This is a genomic window from Streptomyces sp. Root1310 (assembly GCF_001426425.1).
Taxonomy (GTDB): domain Bacteria; phylum Actinomycetota; class Actinomycetes; order Streptomycetales; family Streptomycetaceae; genus Streptomyces.
Map to the genome: position 1 here is coordinate 472,788 of NZ_LMEQ01000012.1, position 20,529 is coordinate 493,316.

A 20,529-nucleotide genomic window follows, 5' to 3' on the forward strand; every position below is an offset into this window, starting at 1 on the left:
CACACGTGGCCAACACACCGACCCTGTCCGTCGTCGTCCCCTGCTACAACATCGAGTCATATCTGCCCGAGACGGTGACCAGTCTGGTCAACAACGCGCGGGACGACTTCGAGTTCATCTTCGTCGAGGACAGATCCACCAAGGACAGGACCTACGAAGCGCTCCTCGCCCTGACGGAGCGGCTGGGGAACAGCCGGGTGATCCGACACGAGCACAACGGCGGACTGGCCACCGCGCGCAACACCGGCATCGACGTCGCCGAAGGCCGCTACCTCACCTTCCTCGACGGCGACGACTGGCTGGCACCCGGCCATCTGGCCCGACTGGTGGACGTCGCCGAGCGGTTCGACGTCGACTTCGTACGCACGGACCATGTGCAGGTCACCGGTGTCGAGCGCGCCGTTCACCGGGCGCCCGAGGGCCGCCGCCACACCCCGCTCGACCCGCGTACCTCGATCCTGCCCGTCGACGACACCACGATGGTCGACTATCCGTACGCCTGGGCCGGCGTCTACCACCGCCGCCTCCTCGACCGGGGGATGCTCCGCTTCCACGACGGGCTGCGCACCGCCGAGGACCGGCCGTGGATCTGGGACCTGCACCGCAGGGCGGAGTCCTACGTCGTCGCCAGCCTGCACGGGGTCTTCTACCGCCGGGGCATCGCCAGTTCGCTCACCCAGATCGGCGACGTGCGCCAGCTGGACTTCTTCCGCTCCTTCGACCTCGTCCTCGCCGAACTCGCCGGCGATCCCGAGGCCGACCGGCTGCGCGGGAAGGCGCTGCGCAACTTCTGCGTCGTCATCGCCCACCAGCTGATCGACCGGCGCCGGTTCGAGCGCAGTGTCGCCGCGAAGCTGAAGCGGCTCGCCGCCGAGGCGCTGGGCGCGATGAGCGAGGAGGAACTGAGCGAGGCCGTGGTGGGGATGGGCGAGGAACGTGTACAGGTGCTGCGCCGGGTCCGCGGCGGTATGCAGGGGGTGGCGGCATGATCCAGATGTTCTGCTCGGCCACCCAGTACGCGGCCGCGACCGTCACCGCCGCGATCCGGGCCGGCCTGTTCGGCCCGCGCGAGGGCGTCCGCCGCATCCTCGTCGTCAGCAACACCGCCGCCGCGCCCGAGGTCGGCACCCCGCTGGACCGGATGGCCGGCTTCGAGAAGCTGCGCCCCGTGTTCGACCAGGTGTACTCCTGGAACGAGTTCATCTCCCCGCACCACCCGGCCGGCTGGTCGCCGCGCGCCCAGGACACCGGGCTCTGGGAGAAGGCCGTACGCCTCGCCTGGGAGCTGGGCGACGAACCGGTCGAGATCGCCTGCGAGTCCCTCCAGGCCAACCCCTCCCGCGCGATCGCCGACATCTTCGCGGACAGCCCGATCCACGTGTACGCGGACGGGCTGATGAGCTACGGCCCGACCCGCAACCGCATCCCGCACGGCATGAGCAGCCGCATCACCCGCGTGCTCCACCTCGACCTGGTGCCCGGACTGCGGCCGATGCTCCTGTCCGAGTACGGCGTCCGGCCCGAGGCGGTGCCGGGCGAGGCGATGGTCGACGTCCTCGCGCAGATCGGCGAGTCCGGTGCCGCCGTCCTCGCCGACCGGCTCCCGGCCGGTCACCGGGCCACCGCCGTGCTCCTCGGCCAGTACCTCTCCGCGATCGATCTGATCACCCAGGACGAGGAGGAGCGGCTGCACGTCCGCATGCTGCGGGCCGCCGCCCGCGCGGGCCACCGGGACGTGCTGTTCAAACCGCACCCGAGCGCGCCCGCCGTCTACAGCCGGTCCCTGGAGGCGGCCGCCGGCGAACTCGGCGTGCGGCTCACCGTCCTGGACGAACCGATCCTCGCCGAAACGGTCTTCGCCTTCCTGAAGCCCGAGCTCGTCATCGGCTGCTTCTCCACGGCGCTGATGACCGCCGCCGCCTTCTACGGCATTCCCGTCGCCCGGGTCGGCACGGAGCTGCTCCTGGAACGCATCACCCCGTACGAGAACAGCAACCGCGTCCCGCTGACCGTCATCGACAGGGCGTTGCCCGACGCGGAACACGCGGAGCTCGGCGCCCCGCTCGAACTCGCGGGGGCGGCCGGGGAACTGACGCCGCTGATCCGGGCCGTGGGCTACTGCATGCAGTCCCGCAAGTACCACGGCCTGCGCGCCGAGGCGGTCACCTGGCTCGCCGCGAATCTCGCCGAAGGGTCCCCGTACCAGCGCTACTTCAAGCGCCGCCGCCTCACCAGCCTCCGCCTCCCCGGCGGCGACCCGATCCGGGCCGAGGCGCTGCGCCGCCACCCGGCGGTACGCCGCGCGGTGCGCCGGCTGCGGGCGTAGGACCCCGCGTCCCACAGGGGCGCGGGGAACCGCGCGACCGGCTACTTCGGTGCCGCGGACGCCTTACGGCCCACCGCGGCGCCGCCCGGCCGCTCAAGCCCGCCGCACGGCGAGTGCCCGCTTCAGCCGGGGCCCGACCGGCCTCTCCACGAAACGGTGGAGGAGCCAGGCGATGCCCAGCATGGACACGATCGTCGTGCCGAACGTCAGCCACGCGTTCAGACCGAGGTCGCGGTGCAGCACCCGGATGAAGAACCAGCCCAGGTGCTCGTGGATCAGGTAGAAGGGGTACGTCAGCGCCCCGGCCACCGTCAGCCAGCGCCAGTTCGCCCGGCTCGTCCAGCCCAGGGCCACCGCGGCGACGGCGACGAAGGCGACGAGGACGATCAGCTGGATGACGTACGGACTGCGGTGGAACTGGCCCTGCGGGCCGGGGTGCCACAGGGCCGTGACCGAGTAGCGCTGGCCGAGCAGGAAGCTGAAGCCGACGATCCCCCACAGCAGCAGGTCGTTGCCGAAGCGGTGGATCAGGTAGAAGGCCAGGCCGCCGATGAAGTACGGGGCGTGGTCACGCATCACCAGCTCGTCGGTCAGCGGGTTGTCGGCGACCCGGGCGAAGACACCGGCCAGCGTCCACAGGCAGCAGAACACCACGACCCTGCGGTAGGTGACGCCCCGCCAGACCACGAACAGCGCGAACAGGGCGTAGAAACGCACCTCCACCCAGAGCGTCCAGTCCACGCCCAGCACCCGGGGCACGCCCATCGGCTGCTGAAGCATGGTGAGGTTGGTGAGGATCTCGTCCGAGCGCAGCGGCGAGGCCACCACCGGCAGGATCAGGCCCGCGGCGGTGACCAGGACGATCGCCGCCCAGTACGCCGGGTACAGCCGGGCCACCCGGGAGCGGAAGAAGTCCCCCGTGCTCCGGCCCCAGCTGCTCATACAGATCACGAACCCGCTGATCAGGAAGAAGAACTGCACGCCCAGGCTGCCGTAGGTGGCGAACTGCGACAGCGTCGGGAACTTCTGGCCGGGGGACTGGTGCCAGGACTGGGCGACCTCGCCGTTCTTGCCGGCGTAGTGGTAGAAGCAGACCATCAGGGCCGCCAGCAGGCGCAGCCCGTCCAGGGCCCGCAGCCGGCTCTCCGCCCGGGGCCGGAGCGGCGCCCGGTCGGGGCCGAGAAGGTTCAGCCGGAGTGCCGGTGTCGGGGCCGGTGCCGCCGCCTGGTCAGCCGCGCTCATCCTGGGACCTTCCGTGGGGGTCGTGAGGGGTGTTCCGTCGTGCGGGACGACGGCCATGGCCGTCGACTCGACGACGGCACGCTATGCAGCTCCGACAAGTCCGGGATGAGTGACGGCTGACTCACCGGCGGCGCAAGAATGACCATCGGATGAACACCTGTCCCGGTATGTCGTGTTTCCGGTCGCCGAGTGGCGGCCCCGCCGGAGGAGCGCCCGCGAGACCGGAGGAGCGCCCGCCCCGTCGCGGGGGTGACCGGCGGTCCGGAGACGCGACCGGCACCCGGGGACGCGTCCGGCGTCCGCAGACGCGGCCGGCACCCGGGGACGCGTCCGGCGTCCGCAGACCCGTCCGGCACCCGGGGACCCGTCCGGCGTCCGCAGACGCGGCCGCTACCGTTTGCCGGTCGCCCGCTTCAAGGCCCGCGCCCGGCGCGCCAGGCGGCGGACGGTGGCGTTGCGCGGAATGAAGGCGAGGCGGCCCGGGACGGCACCGGGAAGGGCCAGTGAGACCAGCCGCCGGCGCGTGAAGTAGCGCCAGGTGCGCGGGCCGAGGTGCGCGGAGAGGTAGCGCTCCGCCTCGGCCCGCAGCCCCGGGTAGATCTTGGGCTGCATCGCGAAGCCGACGGCCTTGAGGAGCGCGGCCAGCTCCGCCACCCGCGCCGCCCGCGGCATGGCCCACGCCTGCACCGCGGGCCCGTCCGCCAGGTCCGGCAGCAGCGCGTCGACGATGGTGAGCGGCACCCGGTTGCTGTTCTGGTAGGGCGCGAGCCCGGCCAGCACGGTGCCGGTGCCGACCCGGGCGACCGGGAGACCGTACAGACCGGCGGCGGTGAGCAGCGCGGTGGAGAAGCAGCCGACGACCAGGGCGGGCCGCAGCCGTTGGTAGGCGACCTCCGCGAGGACGGGCCGGTCGAGAACGCAGAGTTCGGCGCCCAGCTTCCTCGCCTCGTCCTCCAGCAGCCGGGACCAGCGGGCGGGTGCCACGGGGTGCGGCTTGAAGACGAGCCTGCGGTGCCCGAGCGCCACGGCGCCGCGCACCATGCCCAGATGCAGCTCCTCCTCCTCGGCGTCGTCGAGAATGCCGAGCGCCGACAGGTACTGCCCGAGCAGCAGGACCGGTTGCTCCTCGGCGCCGGGCAACCCGGTTTCCTCCTCCGCCAGTTCGCCCAGCACCTTGAGGAACGCCTCGGACGGAACCAGCGCCGGCGGCACGCCGAACTCGGTGAGCAGCAGGGGGGTGAGGCCCGGCACCAGATCGAGGTGCAGCAGCCGGCCGACCCGGGTCCCGACCAGCGGGTCGATCTTGTCGCGCGTGGGGCCGTAGCTCATCAGACCGTCGGCGTAGGCGTCGACGGGCGCGCCGGTGAACAACTGGCACAGCGCCAGCGCCGGATTGACCTGGATGGACTCCACGGCCAGGTGGACCTCGTCGTCACCGAGGTCCCACAGCAGCCGTACGTACCGCTCCCACATCGGGATGTCGTCCCTGCGGGGGCCCCAGCCGCCGGGGTGGAAGGGGGCGATGGTCTCGTTCCAGGACAGCACCTCGTCGAAGCGCTCACGGATCCGGGCGAAACCCGGCATGGCGTCCACGGACGGCGTGATCTCCGGGTTGACCGCGTTGTTGGTGACGAGCAGCAGCCGCCGGTCGGTCGGTTCGAAGAGCCCGGCGTCGAGGGCCGCGGCCAGGGTCGCGGCGCCGTACAGGGTCGAGACGCAGAAGATCCGGGTCGTACGCGGCATCAGAGGGCCACCGTCCGTGCCGCCACCGGCCTGCGCCGCACCCGCCGCAGCGCACTCGCCCGCCGTACGTCCATCGAGTCCATGACCTCCGCCAGCACGTCCTGCGGCATGCGCTTCAGGGCGGCGGCGCACAGGGAGCGCAGTTTCCGTGCCACGGCGGGTTCGAACCTCTCGATCGAGCCGAGGTGATGCGTCATGATCGCGCAATAGGTGCGCACCGCCTTGGGCAGCAGTTTCCCGCCCTCGGCGTCCCGCGCCGTCTCCTCGATCACCTGGTCGAAGGCGCGGATGAAGTCCAGTTGCCGCACATCGCCGATCTGGGTGAGGGAAGAGGCCACCCCGCGCCGGTAGTGGACGCCCAGCAGCCCCACCACGGCGAAGGTGTCGGCCTCCCGGTGGAGCCTCCAGATCCAGGGCCGGTCCTCGGCCGTCCGCAGCCCGTCGGTGAAGTGCAGCAGCCCGCGGTCGACGAGACGGCGGTGGTAGATCCCGGCCCAGGCGTAGGCGTAGTCCACCGACGTCGACCGGTCCGCGGGCAGGATCGCCTCCCGCGGGTTCATCACCGTCCCGCGCCGGCCGTGCGGCACGCGGTGGATGCTCCGGGCCCGCGCGGTGCACTGCACATGGTCGGTGCGGACGAAGTCGCACCCCAGCTGCTCGATGGAGGCGAGAAGCCGGGGAAAGTATCCGGGCGCGAGCCAGTCGTCGCCGTCCAGGAAAGTCAGATAGTCGCCGCGCGCCTTGTCGATGCCGGTGTTTCTCGCGGTCGCCAGCCCTCCGTTCTTTTCGTGTCTGACCAACACCGCGCCCGGCAGTTCTCGTTCCGCACGCGTGAGGATTTCCGAGGTCGTGTCGGTCGAACAGTCGTCGACCAGGATGAACTCGAAATCCTCGCGTGCGTTCGAACGCAGGCTCGTCAGGGTGTCGGGCGCGTATTGCTGAACGTTGTAGAACGGCACGATCACGGAAAGCTTGGGCACCCGCGAAACCCTAGAAGGACACCCGGCGGCAGAACTTGCCGGTGTGGAGACGGGGGGTGAACTCGATGTGTCGGAATGGTGCACCCCCCGCGCTTTGGTTTCATCGGCGGGCCGGTTGGGCGTTCGGTGGCCCGCTGTTAACTTTTTGTTGAGGGGTGATTGGGCAAAGCCTGGCTTTTGCTTTCTAGCGTCTGGGCTGTGCCAGTAAGTACTGCCAACCCCCCACGGATCGCCGTCCTCGCGGACTCCGACACCCGATGGAAATGGGGTGCGCTGACCGCGACGCGGATCGCGCCCTCCATGGAAGCCGGAGCCGGGAGCGGGGCGCAAGTCGCCCCCGTCCTGGACGGATTCCTGCTGCGCGGCCGGGCCACCCCGACCCCCCGCCAGCTGGCCGAGGTCGGCGTGCACGCCGACTCGCTGAGCGAGGTCACCGCGCTCGAGTTCCTGCGCGCCATGACGCGGACCCCGTACGACGTCCTCGTCCTCGCCCTGGTCGGCGGCGGCGTCCAGGCGATCCTGCACGGCCTGAAGCGGATCTGGGAGGGACGGACCGAGCGTCCCGTCGTCGTCACCGGCTACGTCGGCGTCGTCTACGAGAAGCTCGCCGACGGCCTGCTGCTGCGGCACGGCGCCGACCTCGTCCTCGCCAACTCCCGCCAGGACGCCGAGCGTTTCCGCGCCGTGTACGAGGGCGTGGGCGCCGACGCCTCCTCCGTGACCGAAGTGGCCCTGCCGTTCCTGGGCGGTTCCCCCTACACGGGTGAACACGACCCCTACACCGTCGTCTTCGCCGCACAGCCCTCCGTGCCGGAGAACCGCAGGGACCGTACGTACCTGCTCGACCGGCTGGTGCGCCACGCGCGGCTGCACCCGGAGCGGGAGGTGCTGCTGAAGCTCCGCTCCAAGCCGGGCGAGCACACCACCCACATCGAGGAGCTGCCCTACCAGAAGCTGGCGCAGAAGCTCGATCCGCCACCCAACTTCCGTCTGGTGTACGGAAACATGGGCGAAGTCCTCGACCGCACCGACCTCATGGTCACGGTCAGTTCGACGGCCGCCCTGGAGTCCCTGCACCGTCGGGTCCCCACGGCCGTCCTCACCGACCTCGGGGTGCGCGAGGCGCTCGGCAACCACCACTTCGTCGGCTCCGGCTGCCTCGCCTCCTGGGACCAGCTCGACGCCGGGCACCGGCCCGCCCCCGACGAGGAGTGGGTGGCCCGCCAGGGCGTCGCGGCGGACGGCTCGTACGCTACGGCCTTCGACGCGGCACGTGAGCGGATCGGCAAAGCACTCGGCGGCCCCGGCCGCCTTCCGCCCCTCGCCCCCTACTACACGCCCGCCACCGCGCCCGGCTATCTGCCCGGCATCCTCGCCCGCCACCACCTCGGCCCCGACGGCAGCCCGCTGCCCGGCGCGCCGGCCGCCGACCGGGAGCCGGGCCCGGTCCGGCAGATCGCGCGCCGGGCGGCGCGCGGCGCCTACCGGCACGGCGTGCAGCGGGTGGCCCCGGTCATCCGGCGGATGGGGGAGCTGTGACCCGTCAAGGAGAGAAACCCATGTCCGAACCACCAGCCGGGGTGCGCCGGGTGCTCGCGGTGATCCCCGCGCGCGGCGGCTCCAAGGGCGTGCCCGCGAAGAACCTCGCACCGGTGGGCGGCGTACCGCTCGTCACCCGCGCGGTCCGCGAGTGCCGGGCGACCCGTCTCGTGACGGACGTCGTCGTCTCCACCGACGACCACGCCATCGCGGCGGCGGCGCGCGAGGCGGGCGCGGAGGTCGTGCAGCGGCCTGCCGCCATCGCCGGCGACACCGCGACCTCCGAGGCGGCCGTCCTGCACGCCCTGGACGCCCACGAGGCGCTGCACGGCTCGCCGGTCGACGCCGTCCTGCTCGTGCAGTGCACCAGCCCCTTCCTCGTCCGCGACGACATCGACGGGGTCGCCGCGGCCGTCGTCGAGGAGGGCGCCGACACCGCGGTGACGGTCGCCCCGTTCCACGGCTTCGTCTGGCGCGACGGGGACACCGCAGAGGGCGCGGACGCCGACGGGGGCACCGGCCCGGCCGGCGGCTTCGGCGTCAACCACGACAAGGCCGTCCGCCCCCGCCGCCAGGACCGGCCCCAGGACCTCCTGGAGACCGGCGCCGCCTACGCCATGCGGGCCGACGGCTTCCGCGCGCACGGCCACCGTTTCTTCGGCCGCACGGAACTCGTCCGCACCGACGCCGCCCGGGTCCTGGAGATCGACGACCCGCACGACCTGGCCCGGGCCCGGGCACTGGTGCCCCTCTTCGACACGAACCGGCCCGGCTCCCTGCCCACGGCCGCCGACATCGACGCCGTCGTCCTCGACTTCGACGGCACCCAGACCGACGACCGGGTGCTGATCGACTCCGACGGACGGGAGTTCGTCTCCGTGCACCGCGGCGACGGCCTCGGCATCGCCGCCCTGCGCAGGTCGGGCCTGCGGATGCTGATCCTCTCGACCGAACGGAACCCGGTCGTCGCCGCGCGGGCCCGGAAGCTGAGGCTTCCGGTCCTGCACGGCATCGACCGCAAGGACCTCGCGCTCAAGCAGTGGTGCGAGGAACAGGGCATCGCGCCGGAGCGCGTGCTCTACGTCGGCAACGACGTCAACGACCTCCCCTGCTTCGCCCTCGTGGGCTGGCCGGTGGCGGTCGCGAGCGCCCACGACGTCGTCCGCGGCGCCGCCCGCGCGGTCACCACCCTCCCCGGTGGCGACGGCGCGATCCGGGAGATCGCCGGCTGGATCCTCGGACCCTCTCTCGACACCCCCACCACGTAAGGACATCTGCGCCATGAGCACCAACTCCCGTCTGCGCGCCTTCGGTTCCCGCGAGGTCGGTCCCGGCAGGCCCGTCTACATCTGCGGCGAGATCGGCATCAACCACAACGGCGAGCTCGAGAACGCGTTCAAGCTGATCGACGCGGCCGCCGAGGCCGGCTGCGACGCCGTGAAGTTCCAGAAGCGCACCCCCGAGATCTGCACCCCGCGCGACCAGTGGGACATCGAGCGCGACACGCCCTGGGGCCGGATGACCTACATCGACTACCGCCACCGCGTCGAGTTCGGCGAGGACGAGTACCGGCAGATCGACGAGTACTGCAAGGAGAAGGGCATCGCCTGGTTCGCGTCCCCGTGGGACACCGAGGCGGTCGCCTTCCTGGAGAAGTTCGACGTCCCCGCGCACAAGGTGGCGTCCGCCTCGCTGACGGACGACGAACTGCTGCGCGCCCTGCGCTCCACCAACCGCGCCGTCATCCTCTCCACCGGCATGTCGACGCCGCGCCAGATCCGCCACGCGGTCGAGGTCCTCGGCAGCGACAACATCCTCATGTGCCACGCCACCTCGACCTACCCGGCGAAGGCCGAGGAGCTCAACCTCCGCGTGATCAACACGCTGGAGAAGGAGTACCCGAACGTCCCGATCGGCTATTCCGGCCACGAGACCGGCCTGCAGACCACCCTCGCCGCGGTCGCCCTGGGCGCCGCCTTCGTCGAGCGCCACATCACCCTGGACCGCGCCATGTGGGGCTCTGACCAGGCCGCCTCCGTCGAGCCGGGCGGCCTGACCCGCCTCGTCCGTGACATCCGCACCATCGAGGCCTCCCTCGGCGACGGCGTCAAGAAGGTCTACGACTCGGAGCTCGGCCCCATGAAGAAGCTGCGCCGCGTGTCGGGCGTCGTCGCGGAGGCGGAGATCGCGGCGGCGGCGGGCGAACCGGTCGCGGTGTGACCTGAATACCCCTCCGAGTGCCTTACGGGATGGTCGTCCGACGATGAGTCCTCACGCCGGGAAGAACACCGGCCACACCCCCCACACCCTCGCCTTCGTCGAGAGTCCGGTGCAGCTCCTGAACGTCCTGGAGTGGGCGCACGCCCGCGAACTCCACCCCCGGGAGGAGCCCGGCGCGGGGATGACCCTCGTCGTCCTGTCCCCGACCGACCCGATGACCCGCGGCCAGCTGCGCCGCATGGCCGAGCTGGCCCGCCGGGAAGGGCACACGGTCCGCTGGGAGGAGGCCCGCGGCGGCACCACGGCGCCCTTCCGCACCATCGGCGGCCTCACCCCGCTGCTGCGGCGCGCGGAACGGATGGTGATGGGCGACCCCTTCTCCCGCTACGTCCAGCTGCTGCTGACCATCACCACGGCGAGCGAGCTGGTCGTGGTGGACGACGGGACGGCGACGATGGAGTTCGTGGGCCAGCTGGCCCGCGGCGAACGTCTCGTCCGCTGGCACCGCAAGGGCGGCCGCACGGGCCCCCGCGACGTGCTCTTCGCCCCGGTGTCCGCCGCGGCCCGCCGCCGGCTGACCCCCGGCACGGACCGCGGGGTCGAGGTCTTCTCCTCCATGCCGATCAAGGACGCACCCGACGGCGTCACGATCACGTCCAACGCCTTCGCCTGGACCCGCGACCGCTTCGGCCCGCCGCGGGTGACGAAGAGCGCGGACCTGGTCGGCACCTCGCTGGTGGAGACCGGCGTCGTGGACACCGACCGCTACGTGGAGGCGGTCCGGACGCTGGCCGGGGCCCACGGCGCGACCCGCTACTTCGCCCACCGCCGGGAGAGCACGGAGAAACTCCACCGGCTGGCCGTCGAGACGGGCCTGGAGGTGGTCCGCCCCGACCTCCCGCTGGAACTGATCGCCCGCCGCGGCCCCATCGGCCGGACCGTCCTCAGCTTCCCCTCCACGGTCGTCCACACCCTGCCGCTGGCCCTGTCCGGCACGGACGTGCGGGTCGCGGTCTGCGACATCGACCCGGCCTGGCTGACGGACCACGCCTCGCCCAGAGCCCAGGGGTTCCTGTCCGGGGTCACGGGCACGGCCAAGGACGTGCACCGGCTGGCAGCGGTGAGCGTGATCTGAGGAGGGCCGTGGTCCGAGGAGGGCCGTGAGCACGGGCCGTGACCAGGGTGACTACGAGCCGCCGCCCCGTGGGAGCGGCGGCTCCGCCTGTTCCTCCTCCCAACGGCCGAACCCGTCGAAGAAGCTTTCCTCGGGCTCCGGGCGCGCCCTGTCGCGCCACCGGGTGACCGCCCACAGCACACCCCCGAGCACACAGGCCGTGAGGGCCATCACAGCCGGCCCGGTCAGCGCCAGCGTCAGGATGCCCCTCGCGAGGACCCCGGGAATCCGGTCCTCGCCGCACCCGCACGTCATCGTCTCCATGAGGGCACCCTGTCCGGCCGGTCCCGCGTCGTCGCCCGACGTGGCGCAACCGCTGCACGGAGGTGATGATTCCGGGATCCTCCGGGGTCCCGGTACGTGGACAAACCCAGCGTTCCTCGAGCCGTCCGTGGTATCCGTGAAAGGAATGAATAAGTGTGAGTGCCGACCGAAAAGCCGGCAAGTTTACCCATCCACCACAGCAGCCATGCGCCACGCGGCCAACTTTTCTTCGCCTAACGGGTTGAAATTTTGTTGATCGGGTCAGTTGACCGCCCCGGCGTCCTACCCTTCAGAGGGTGAAGCAACTGATGTCCCGAGAGTCCGAGGCCGATCCGTCAGGGGAAGACGTGCTCCCCTTCGCACTTCAGGGTGCGCTGCCCGACGCCCTTCCCGGCACCTTGCCGGAGGCGCTGCGCGCAGAGCTCGTGGCCTTCCGCCGCGACATGCACATGCACCCCGAGCTCGGCAACCAGGAGTTCCGCACGACGGCCGCGATCAAGGCCCGCCTCGAGAAGGCGGGCCTCGAGCCGCGCGTACTCGCCGTAGGGACCGGCCTCATCTGTGACATCGGGACCGTGGGCGGAGGCGGCGTGGCGGGCGCCGGGGCCGACGGGGTGCCGGTCCTCGCGATGCGCGCCGACATCGACGCGCTGCCCATCCCGGACACGAAGACCGAGTGCGCCTACCGCTCGACGGTGCCGGACCGCGCGCACGCCTGCGGGCACGACGTGCACACCACCGTCGTCCTGGGCGCGGGACTCGTCCTCGCCGAGCTGCACCGGCAGGGCCGGCTCCCGCGGCCCGTGCGGCTGATCTTCCAGCCGGCCGAGGAGGTGCTGCCCGGCGGTGCCGCCGACGCCATCGCGGGCGGGGCGCTGGACGGGGTCGGGCGGATCATCGCCGTGCACTGCGACCCGCGGGTCGACGCGGGCAAGGTCGGGCTGCGCGAGGGTGCCATCACCTCCGCCTGCGACCGGCTGGAGATCTCGCTGGACGGGCCGGGCGGCCACACCGCGCGCCCGCACCTCACCACGGACCTCGTGACCGCCGTCGCCCGGGTCGTCACCGACGTGCCCGCGCTGGTCGGCCGTCGCGTCGACACGCGGGCCGGGCTGGCCGTCACCTGGGGCCGGATCGAGAGCGGACACGCGCCGAACGTGATCCCGCAGCACGCCGAGCTGTCCGGGACCGTCCGCTGCCTGGACATCGAGGCATGGCGGCAGGCCCCGGACATCGTCGTCGCGGCGATCGACGAGGTCGCCAACCTGCACCGCGCCAAGTCGGAGATCAACTACGTGCGGGGTGTCCCGCCCGTCGTCAACGACGGTGACGTCGCCGGGCTGCTGCGGGACGCCATGGTCGCCCGGCGCGGCGAGACGGCCGTGGAGAGCACCGAGCAGAGCCTCGGCGGCGAGGACTTCTCCTGGTACCTCGAGCGGGTGCCCGGCGCGATGGCCCGGCTCGGCGTCCGCCCGCCCGGCGAGCGCACGGTGCGCGATCTGCACCAGGGCGACTTCGACGCGGACGAGTCGGCGATCACCGTCGGCGTGGAGCTCTTCACGGCGGCCGCGCTGCTGGACGCGGCGACCCGCGGTCACTGAGGGAATCCCGGCGCGGGAAGCCGGCGGGGAACCCGGGCGAAGGGGTGCCGGAAAGGTGCCCCTTCGTCCTCTTGTGTCACCCACCCGTAACCCCGGGGACCCGCTTGTAACCCCGGGTCGGCACGAATCGATAACGGCCCGGAGAAACCCCGTTCCCCTCCGCTTCTACGCGCGTTACTGTGCGCCGGAATCGCCACCGGGAAAAGGCTTGTTGGGGAGCCCCTCCTGAACGGCGCCACCAAGGGGAAGCGGGCCGGTGACGGCGCCGTGGGGATGAAGGGGTGCTTGCTATGCGTCTGATATCTCGGAGGACGAGATTCTCCCGGGCCGCGGTGACCGTCGCGGTCGTCGCGCTCGCCGCCGCCGGCTGCGGCAAGTCCAGCACCGACTCCAAGTCGAGCGACTCGGAATCCAGCGGCAGCGGCTACTCGGGCAAGGGCATCGGCCTCGCCTACGACATCGGCGGCAAGGGCGACCAGTCCTTCAACGACGCCGCCTACGCCGGCTTCCAGAAGGCCGAGAAGGAATTCAAGATCGGCGGCCAGGACATCGAGCCGCAGGACGGCGAGTCCGACGCGGACAAGGTGCAGCGGCTGACCCAGCTCGCCCAGGCCGGCTACAACCCGGTGATCGGCGTCGGCTTCGCCTACGCGCCGGCCGTCAAGGCGGTCGCCGCCAAGTTCCCGAAGATCACCTTCGGGATCATCGACGACGAGCAGATCCAGGCGAAGAACGTCGCCGACATGGTCTTCCACGAGGAGCAGGCCTCGTACCTGGCCGGTGTCGCCGCCGCCAAGGCCAGCAAGAAGGCGCACATCGGCTTCATCGGCGGCGTGGACATCCCGCTGATCCACAAGTTCGAGGCCGGTTACGTCCAGGGCGCCAAGTCGGTCAACCCGAACATCAAGGTCGAGTCGCAGTACCTGACCGAGACCGCCCAGGAAGGCGGCTTCTCCAGCCCCGACAAGGGCAAGGACGCGGCGAGCGGTCAGATCGAGGCGGGCGCCGACGTCATCTACCACGCGGCCGGTCTCTCCGGCCAGGGCGTGATCACCGAGGCCGCGGCCAAGAAGGTGTGGGCCATCGGCGTCGACTCCGACCAGTACAGCCAGAGCGCGCTGGCGGCCTACAAGGACTACATCCTCGGCTCGGCGCTGAAGAACGTCGGCGGTGCCGTCTACGACCTCGTGAAGTCCGTCCACGCGGGCAAGCCGCTGTCCGGTGTGGTCCGCGGCAGCCTCTCCAACGACGGTGTCGGATTCGCCGACACCAACCCGAAGTACAAGGCGATGACGGACGTCGTCGCGGCCGTCGACAAGGCCAAGCAGGACATCATCGACGGCAAGATCACGGTTAACACCAAGTAACGGCCGAAACCCGTTCCGGCGGGCTCCGGCTACGCCCTTCCGAGCGTCCTTGCAGCCCATACGCCCCTTGCCTCCCGCAAGGGGCGTACTGCTGTCCGTAACCTTGACCGCGACTGCGGCCACAGCTCGGTAACGGACCGGACAGAAGGGTTTTTCCGTCTGGTCTACGCGCGTTACGCTGCGGCGGAACCAGCGCCTGGTTTGGGCGCTTGCACAAAGGAGTCAAGTTCCATGCGCCGGGTGTCCCGAATCGCGGTTGCGGGTGTTGCCACCGCAGCTCTCGCCGTGACCGTTTCCGCTTGCGGAAGCTCCTCCACGTCGTCGTCCTCCTCCGACAGCAGTGACAAGAACCTGGGCCTCGCGCTCGCGTACGACGTCGGTGGCAAGGGCGACCAGTCCTTCAACGACGCCGCCACGGCCGGCCTGGACAAGGCCGACAAGGAGTTCGGCTACAAGTCCACCGCGGTCGAGCCGCAGGACGGCGAGTCCGACGCCGACAAGGTGCAGCGCCTGGAGAGCCTCGCCAAGCAGGGCTACAACCCGGTGATCGGTGTCGGCTTCGCCTACGCGCCGGCCGTCAAGGAGGTCGCGGCCAAGTACCCGAAGACCACCTTCGGCATCGTCGACGACGAGCAGATCAAGGCCGACAACGTCGCCGACCTCGTCTTCCACGAGGAGCAGGCCTCCTACCTCGCCGGTGTCGCCGCCGCCAAGGCCACCAAGACCAACACCGTCGGCTTCGTCGGCGGCGTGGACGTTCCGCTGATCCACAAGTTCGAGGCCGGCTTCAAGCAGGGCGTCCAGGACACCAAGAAGGGCGTCACGGTCAAGTCGCAGTACCTGACCGAGACCGCCGCCGAGGGTGGCTTCTCCAGCCCCGACAAGGGTGAGAGCGCCGCCGAGGGCCAGATCGACGCCGGTGCGGACGTCGTCTACGCCGCCGCCGGCCTGTCCGGTCAGGGTGTCATCAAGGCCGCCAACGCCCACAAGGTCTGGGCCATCGGCGTCGACTCCGACCAGTACAAGCAGGACGCGCTGAAGGCGTACAAGGACTCGATCCTCACCTCGGCCATGAAGAACGTCGAGGGCGCCGTCTACACGCTGGCCAAGTCCGTCGAGGACGGCAAGCCGGCCACCGGTGTCGTCCGCGGCAGCCTCGAGAACGGCGGCGTGAGCGTGTCGGACTCGAACCCGGCCTTCGCCGGCAACACCGCGATCCAGGACGCGATCAAGAAGGCCGAAGAGGGCATCAAGAACGGCACCATCACGGTGAAGACCTCCTGACCTTCCGTCAGAGGCCTTGGCCAATGGAGCGCTGTAATGGCAGCGTTACGGCCACGGAACCGGGCGCGGGAAGGATGTCCTCCCCGCGCCCCGTTCGCGCGGCAGAATGCTCGGAACGGATCGAGCCCTGATCGGGATGCCCTCAGCGGCTATCAAGATCATTCAAGTTCGACCTGATCCGGGCACTATTTAAAGCAGGGGCGCTACGCGCGTAGAGCGGCCCCTTTCCCAAGGAGAGTGCGCCATCGACGCGTCCAGCAGCCCTCCGCTCACCGCACAGTCGACGATCGCGGTAGAGCTGGCGGGGATCACCAAGCGCTTCCCCGGTGTCGTCGCCAACCACGACATCCATCTCGCCGTCCGCAAAGGCACCGTGCACGCCCTCGTCGGCGAGAACGGCGCCGGCAAGTCGACCCTGATGAAGATCCTCTACGGCATGCAGAAGCCGGACGAGGGCACCATCGCGATCGACGGCGACCAGGTGAGCTTCTCCAGCCCCGCCGACGCCATCGCACGCGGCATCGGCATGGTCCACCAGCACTTCATGCTGGCCGACAACCTGACCGTGCTGGAGAACGTGGTGCTGGGCAGCGAGAAGCTGTACGGCATCGGTGGCAACGCCCGTAAGAAGATCAAGGAGATCTCCGACCGCTACGGGCTCGGTGTGCGCCCCGACTCCCTGGTCGAGGACCTCGGTGTCGCCGACCGCCAGCGCGTCGAGATCCTCAAGGTCCTCTTCCGCGGCGCCAAGACCCTCATCCTCGACGAGCCGACCGCCGTGCTCGTCCCGCAGGAGGTCGACGCGCTCTTCGACAACCTGCGCGAGCTGAAGTCCGAGGGCCTGTCCGTCATCTTCATCTCCCACAAGCTGGGCGAGGTGCTGTCCGTCGCCGACGAGATCACGGTCATCCGGCGCGGCACGACCGTCGGCACGGCCGTCCCCGCCGAGACGACCCCGCGCCAGCTCGCCGAGATGATGGTCGGCAGCGAGCTGCCCACCCCGGAGACCGCCGAGTCCACGGTCACCGACAAGCCCGTCATCCAGGTCGCGAACCTCACCGTGTACGCCAGCGGCGGCGCCTCCCTGGGCGTCGAGGCGGAGCCCACGACCGGCGGGGTCAGCGGCATGATCGCGCCCGAGGTCGCTGTCGGCGGCGAGGTCAAGAAGGCCCTCGACGACGTCAGCTTCACCATCCACGCCGGTGAGGTCATGGGCATCGCCGGTGTCGAGGGCAACGGCCAGACCGAGCTGATCGACGCGCTGATCGGCACCAAGAACGCCGACTCCGGCACCATCGCCTTCCTCGGCGAGGACATCACCCCCTGGAACACGCGCAAGCGGCGCGAGTCCGGTGTCGGCTACATCCCCGAGGACCGCCACCGCCAGGGCCTGCTCCTGGAGGCGCCCCTCTGGGAGAACCGCATCCTCGGCCATGTCACCGAGGCGCCCAACGCCAAGGGCTTCTGGCTGAACATCAAGGGCGCCCAGGCCGACACCCGCCGGATCGTCGAGGAGTACGACGTCCGCACCCCCGGCATCGACGTCACCGCCGCATCGCTGTCCGGCGGCAACCAGCAGAAGCTGATCGTCGGCCGCGAGATGAGCCACAGCCCGAAGTTCCTGATCGCCGCCCACCCCACCCGGGGTGTGGACGTCGGCGCCCAGGCCCAGATCTGGGACCGCATCCGCGAGGCCCGCCGCGAGGGCCTCGCCGTGCTGCTGATCTCCGCCGACCTCGACGAGCTCATCGGCCTGTCGGACACCCTGCGCGTGATCTACAACGGCACGCTGGTCGCGGACGCCGACCCCGCCACCATCACCCCGGAGGAGCTCGGCTCCGCCATGACCGGCGCCGCGACCGGTCACCTTGAACACGTGGACGAAGAACACGTGGACGACGCGGAAACCACCGAGGAAGCTGCCGGTCCGGAGGACGAGGCCCGATGAAGAAGTTCGACAAGGAGCGCGTGCTCCTCGCGGTGGCCGGCCCGGTCATCGCGCTCGTCGCGGCGATCCTGCTGACCTCGGTCGTGCTGATCGCCTCGGGCAAGAGCCCGATCGAGCCGTACACGCTCATGCTGGAGCAGGCCGGCTACTCCGACGTCCAGGTCCTGATCGTCAACCAGGCCTCGATGTACTACGTCGCCGCCCTCGCGGTCGCCATCGGCTTCCGCATGAACCTGTTCAACATCGGCGTCGACGGCCAGTACCGTCTCGCCGCGATGATGACCGCCGTGGTCGGCGCGAACATCGCCCTGCCGTCCTTCCTGCAGATCCCGCTGCTGCTCCTGGTCGGCGTCCTCACCGGCGCCTTCTGGGCCGGCATCGCGGGCGTCCTGAAGGTCACCCGCGGGGTCAGCGAGGTCGTCGCGACGATCATGCTGAACGCGATCGCCACCAGCCTGATCGGCTACCTCACCCTCGACAACATCTGGGGCGTGCAGGTCGGCAACAACAACACCACCGGCATCATGAAGGACTCCGGCTGGGTGCCCGGCATCGACCTCGGCGCGGACGTCGGCGAGATCTACGGCCTGGTCTTCCTCGCCATCGCGCTCGGCATCGTCTACTGGGTCGTCCTCAACCGCACCCGCTTCGGCTTCGACCTGCGCGCCACCGGCGAGTCGGAGACCGCCGCCGCGGCCTCCGGCGTCGACGCCAAGAAGATGGTCCTCACCGCGATGCTCATCTCCGGCGGCATCGCGGGCCTCTCCGGCCTGCCGCTGCTGCTCGGCGACGCCCACACCTACAGCCTGAGCTTCCCCACGGGTCTCGGCTTCACCGGCATCACCATCGCCCTGCTCGGCCGCAACAACCCGGTGGGCATCGCCTTCGCCGCGCTCCTGATCGCCTTCCTCGACAAGGCCTCTCCCGCCCTCGACTACGCGACCCCGGTGGCGTACGAGAAGGAGATCGCCACGATCATGCAGGGCCTCATCGTCTTCGCGGTCGTCATCTCGTACGAGGCCGTACGCCAGTGGGGTCTGCGCCGTCAGCAGAAGCGGGTCGGCGCCGAGCTCGCCGCCGCCGCCCAGAACACCAAGAAGGAGGTGACGGTCTGATGAGCACCACGACCATCGCCAAGCCGCAGGCGAAGCAGCCCGGCAAGGGCGGCCGCAAGATCTCGCTCCCGGTCCTCCTGCTGATCATCGCGGGCGTTCTGGTGCTGACCTCGGTCGTCCGCCTCATCACCGGCGCGGACGGCATCACCTCCACCGGCCAGATGTCCACGGCCCTGCGCCTGGCCGTCCCGATCGGACTCGCCGGCCTCGGCGGTCTGTGGGCCGAACGCGCGGGCGTCGTCAACATCGGCCTCGAGGGCATGATGATCCTCGGCACCTGGTTCGGCGCCTGGGCCGGCTACCAGTGGGGTCCGTGGACGGGCGTCGCCTTCGGCATCATCGGCGGCGCGCTCGGCGCCGTCCTGCACGCCGTCGCGACCGTCACCTTCAACGTGAACCACATCGTCTCGGGTGTGGCCATCAACATCCTGGCCCTCGGCACCACCCGCTACCTGTCGAAGTTCACCTTCGAGGGCGCCCCGCAGGGCTCCTCCAAGCAGTCCCCGCCGATCGACTCGCTGGGCACCTTCGACGTCCCCGGCCTGTCCGGCTGGCTGGACACGCTCAACGAGAAGCACTGGTTCCTGATCTCGGACATCGCGGGACTGGTCGGGGGTCTGATCACCGACCTGTCACCGCTCACCGTCGTCGCCGTCGCCCTCGTCCCGGTCACCTGGTGGGTGCTGTGGCGGACGGCCTTCGGTCTGCGGCTGCGGTCCTGCGGCGAGAACCCGGTGGCCGCCGAGTCCCTCGGCGTCAACGTCTACAAGTACAAGTACATCGCCGTGATCATCAGCGGTGGCTTCGCCGGTCTCGGCGGCGCGTTCCTGTCCATCGTGGCCTCGAACGTCTACCTCGACGGCCAGACCGCGGGCCGCGGCTACATCGGTCTCGCCGCGATGATCTTCGGCAACTGGATGCCGGGCGGCCTCGCCCTCGGCGCGGGCCTGTTCGGCTACACCGACAGCCTCAACCTGCGCGGCGGCACCACCAACGTGCACGCGCTGATCCTGCTGCTCGCGATCGTGCTCGTGTTCGGCGCGGCCTACCTGGCGTGGAAGAAGAAGTACGTCCCCGCCGTCGTCACCGCGCTGGTCTCGGCCCTGATGTTCGTCTGGTACCTCGGCACGGACGAGGTCCCGCGTCAGGTCGTGACGGCCGCGCCGTACGTCGTCACCCTGCTGGTGCTCTCGCTCTCCGCCCAGTCCCTCAGGATGCCCAAGGCGGACGGCATGCCGTACCGGAAGGGGCAGGGCAAGTGACCCCGCCCGCCGCCGGATCCGCCGACACGGTCGACTGGGAGAAGCTGCGTACGGTGGCCAGGGACGCCATGTCCCGGGCGTACGCCCCGTACTCCGGCTACCCGGTCGGCGTGGCGGCCCTGGTCGACGACGGCCGGACCGTGTCCGGCTGCAACGTCGAGAACGCCTCCTACGGGCTCGGCCTGTGCGCCGAGTGCGGGCTGGTCTCGGAGCTCCAGAACACCGGCGGCGGCCGGCTCACCCACTTCACCTGTGTGGACGGCCGTGGCGAGATCCTCGTCCCGTGCGGCCGCTGCCGTCAGCTGCTCTACGAGTTCGGCGGCCCGGAACTGCTGCTGGAGACGCCGGCGGGAATCCTGCCGCTGGCGGAGATGCTCCCGCAGGCCTTCGGGCCGGGCCACCTCACCAAGTAAGTCCCGCGCGGCCCCTCTGACTGGCGCAGAGGGGCCGCGCGGTTTCTGGAA

At 70.6% G+C, this 20,529-nt stretch carries 17 protein-coding genes; 13 read left to right on the forward strand and 4 right to left on the reverse strand.

Annotation, left to right across the window (positions count from 1 at the left end; all coding sequences use genetic code 11):
* Positions 1 to 5: 5 nt before the first annotated feature.
* Complete coding sequence (locus ASD48_RS20315; protein WP_079073871.1) at positions 6 to 989, forward strand: glycosyltransferase family 2 protein; 984 nt, start codon at positions 6 to 8, stop codon at positions 987 to 989.
* The gene (locus ASD48_RS20320; protein WP_057603045.1) at positions 986 to 2,326 is read left to right on the forward strand and encodes a polysialyltransferase family glycosyltransferase; all 1,341 of its coding nucleotides are present in this window, start codon (positions 986 to 988) and stop codon (positions 2,324 to 2,326) included. The genes ASD48_RS20315 and ASD48_RS20320 overlap by 4 nt, the downstream gene beginning before the upstream one ends.
* Positions 2,327 to 2,419: 93 nt before the next feature.
* Here ASD48_RS20320 and ASD48_RS20325 read toward each other — a convergent pair whose 3' ends face one another.
* The 3 genes from ASD48_RS20325 to ASD48_RS20335 form a co-directional block, all read right to left on the reverse strand.
* A complete protein-coding gene (locus ASD48_RS20325) occupies positions 2,420 to 3,568 on the reverse strand; it encodes an acyltransferase (protein WP_199875881.1) in 1,149 nt (382 codons plus the stop codon).
* 390 nt (positions 3,569 to 3,958) lie between these two features.
* Complete coding sequence (locus tag ASD48_RS20330) at positions 3,959 to 5,311, reverse strand: polysialyltransferase family glycosyltransferase (protein ID WP_057603046.1); 1,353 nt, start codon at positions 5,309 to 5,311, stop codon at positions 3,959 to 3,961.
* Complete coding sequence (locus tag ASD48_RS20335; protein WP_057603048.1) at positions 5,311 to 6,291, reverse strand: glycosyltransferase family 2 protein; 981 nt, start codon at positions 6,289 to 6,291, stop codon at positions 5,311 to 5,313. The genes ASD48_RS20330 and ASD48_RS20335 overlap by 1 nt, the downstream gene beginning before the upstream one ends.
* Positions 6,292 to 6,489: 198 nt before the next feature.
* On the opposite strand from ASD48_RS20335, the gene ASD48_RS20340 reads away from it, so the two are divergent.
* The 4 genes from ASD48_RS20340 to ASD48_RS20355 are packed head-to-tail and all read left to right on the forward strand — an operon-like array spanning position 6,490 to position 11,185.
* Positions 6,490 to 7,830 carry a DUF6716 putative glycosyltransferase gene (locus tag ASD48_RS20340; protein WP_079073872.1) on the forward strand — a complete coding sequence of 447 codons (1,341 nt, stop codon included), beginning with the start codon at positions 6,490 to 6,492 and terminating at the stop codon, positions 7,828 to 7,830.
* A 20-nt stretch (positions 7,831 to 7,850) separates the two neighbouring features.
* The gene (locus tag ASD48_RS20345) at positions 7,851 to 9,098 is read left to right on the forward strand and encodes an N-acylneuraminate cytidylyltransferase (RefSeq protein ID WP_057603052.1); all 1,248 of its coding nucleotides are present in this window, start codon (positions 7,851 to 7,853) and stop codon (positions 9,096 to 9,098) included.
* Positions 9,099 to 9,111: 13 nt separating this feature from the next.
* Positions 9,112 to 10,050 (forward strand): N-acetylneuraminate synthase family protein, encoded by a 939-nt coding sequence (locus ASD48_RS20350; RefSeq protein WP_057603054.1) that lies wholly within the window; start codon positions 9,112 to 9,114, stop codon positions 10,048 to 10,050.
* Positions 10,051 to 10,093: 43 nt separating this feature from the next.
* The gene (locus tag ASD48_RS20355) at positions 10,094 to 11,185 is read left to right on the forward strand and encodes a hypothetical protein (protein WP_057603055.1); all 1,092 of its coding nucleotides are present in this window, start codon (positions 10,094 to 10,096) and stop codon (positions 11,183 to 11,185) included.
* Positions 11,186 to 11,236: 51 nt separating this feature from the next.
* On the opposite strand, the gene ASD48_RS20360 is transcribed toward ASD48_RS20355, so the two are convergent.
* Complete coding sequence (locus ASD48_RS20360) at positions 11,237 to 11,488, reverse strand: hypothetical protein (RefSeq protein ID WP_057603056.1); 252 nt, start codon at positions 11,486 to 11,488, stop codon at positions 11,237 to 11,239.
* A gap of 308 nt (positions 11,489 to 11,796) precedes the next feature.
* Here ASD48_RS20360 and ASD48_RS20365 point away from each other — a divergent pair, with 308 nt between their 5' ends.
* The 7 genes from ASD48_RS20365 to ASD48_RS20395 all read left to right on the forward strand — a co-directional run bounded on the left by ASD48_RS20365 (position 11,797) and on the right by ASD48_RS20395 (position 20,478).
* Positions 11,797 to 13,089, forward strand: a complete 1,293-nt coding sequence (locus ASD48_RS20365) for an amidohydrolase (RefSeq protein ID WP_057603057.1) — start codon at positions 11,797 to 11,799, stop codon at positions 13,087 to 13,089.
* A 290-nt stretch (positions 13,090 to 13,379) separates the two neighbouring features.
* Positions 13,380 to 14,456, forward strand: a complete 1,077-nt coding sequence (locus tag ASD48_RS20370; protein ID WP_057603058.1) for a BMP family ABC transporter substrate-binding protein — start codon at positions 13,380 to 13,382, stop codon at positions 14,454 to 14,456.
* 231 nt (positions 14,457 to 14,687) lie between these two features.
* A complete protein-coding gene (locus tag ASD48_RS20375) occupies positions 14,688 to 15,740 on the forward strand; it encodes a BMP family ABC transporter substrate-binding protein (protein WP_057603059.1) in 1,053 nt (350 codons plus the stop codon).
* A gap of 286 nt (positions 15,741 to 16,026) precedes the next feature.
* Positions 16,027 to 17,688: an ABC transporter ATP-binding protein gene (locus ASD48_RS20380; protein ID WP_057603060.1), complete on the forward strand. Its 1,662-nt coding sequence runs from the start codon at positions 16,027 to 16,029 to the stop codon at positions 17,686 to 17,688.
* Positions 17,685 to 18,803 (forward strand): ABC transporter permease, encoded by a 1,119-nt coding sequence (locus ASD48_RS20385; RefSeq protein WP_057603061.1) that lies wholly within the window; start codon positions 17,685 to 17,687, stop codon positions 18,801 to 18,803. Before ASD48_RS20380 ends, ASD48_RS20385 begins: the two co-directional genes overlap by 4 nt.
* A complete protein-coding gene (locus ASD48_RS20390) occupies positions 18,803 to 20,065 on the forward strand; it encodes an ABC transporter permease (protein ID WP_057603062.1) in 1,263 nt (420 codons plus the stop codon). The genes ASD48_RS20385 and ASD48_RS20390 overlap by 1 nt, the downstream gene beginning before the upstream one ends.
* A complete protein-coding gene (locus tag ASD48_RS20395) occupies positions 20,062 to 20,478 on the forward strand; it encodes a cytidine deaminase (RefSeq protein WP_078889945.1) in 417 nt (138 codons plus the stop codon). The genes ASD48_RS20390 and ASD48_RS20395 overlap by 4 nt, the downstream gene beginning before the upstream one ends.
* The last annotated feature ends 51 nt before the right edge of the window (positions 20,479 to 20,529 follow it).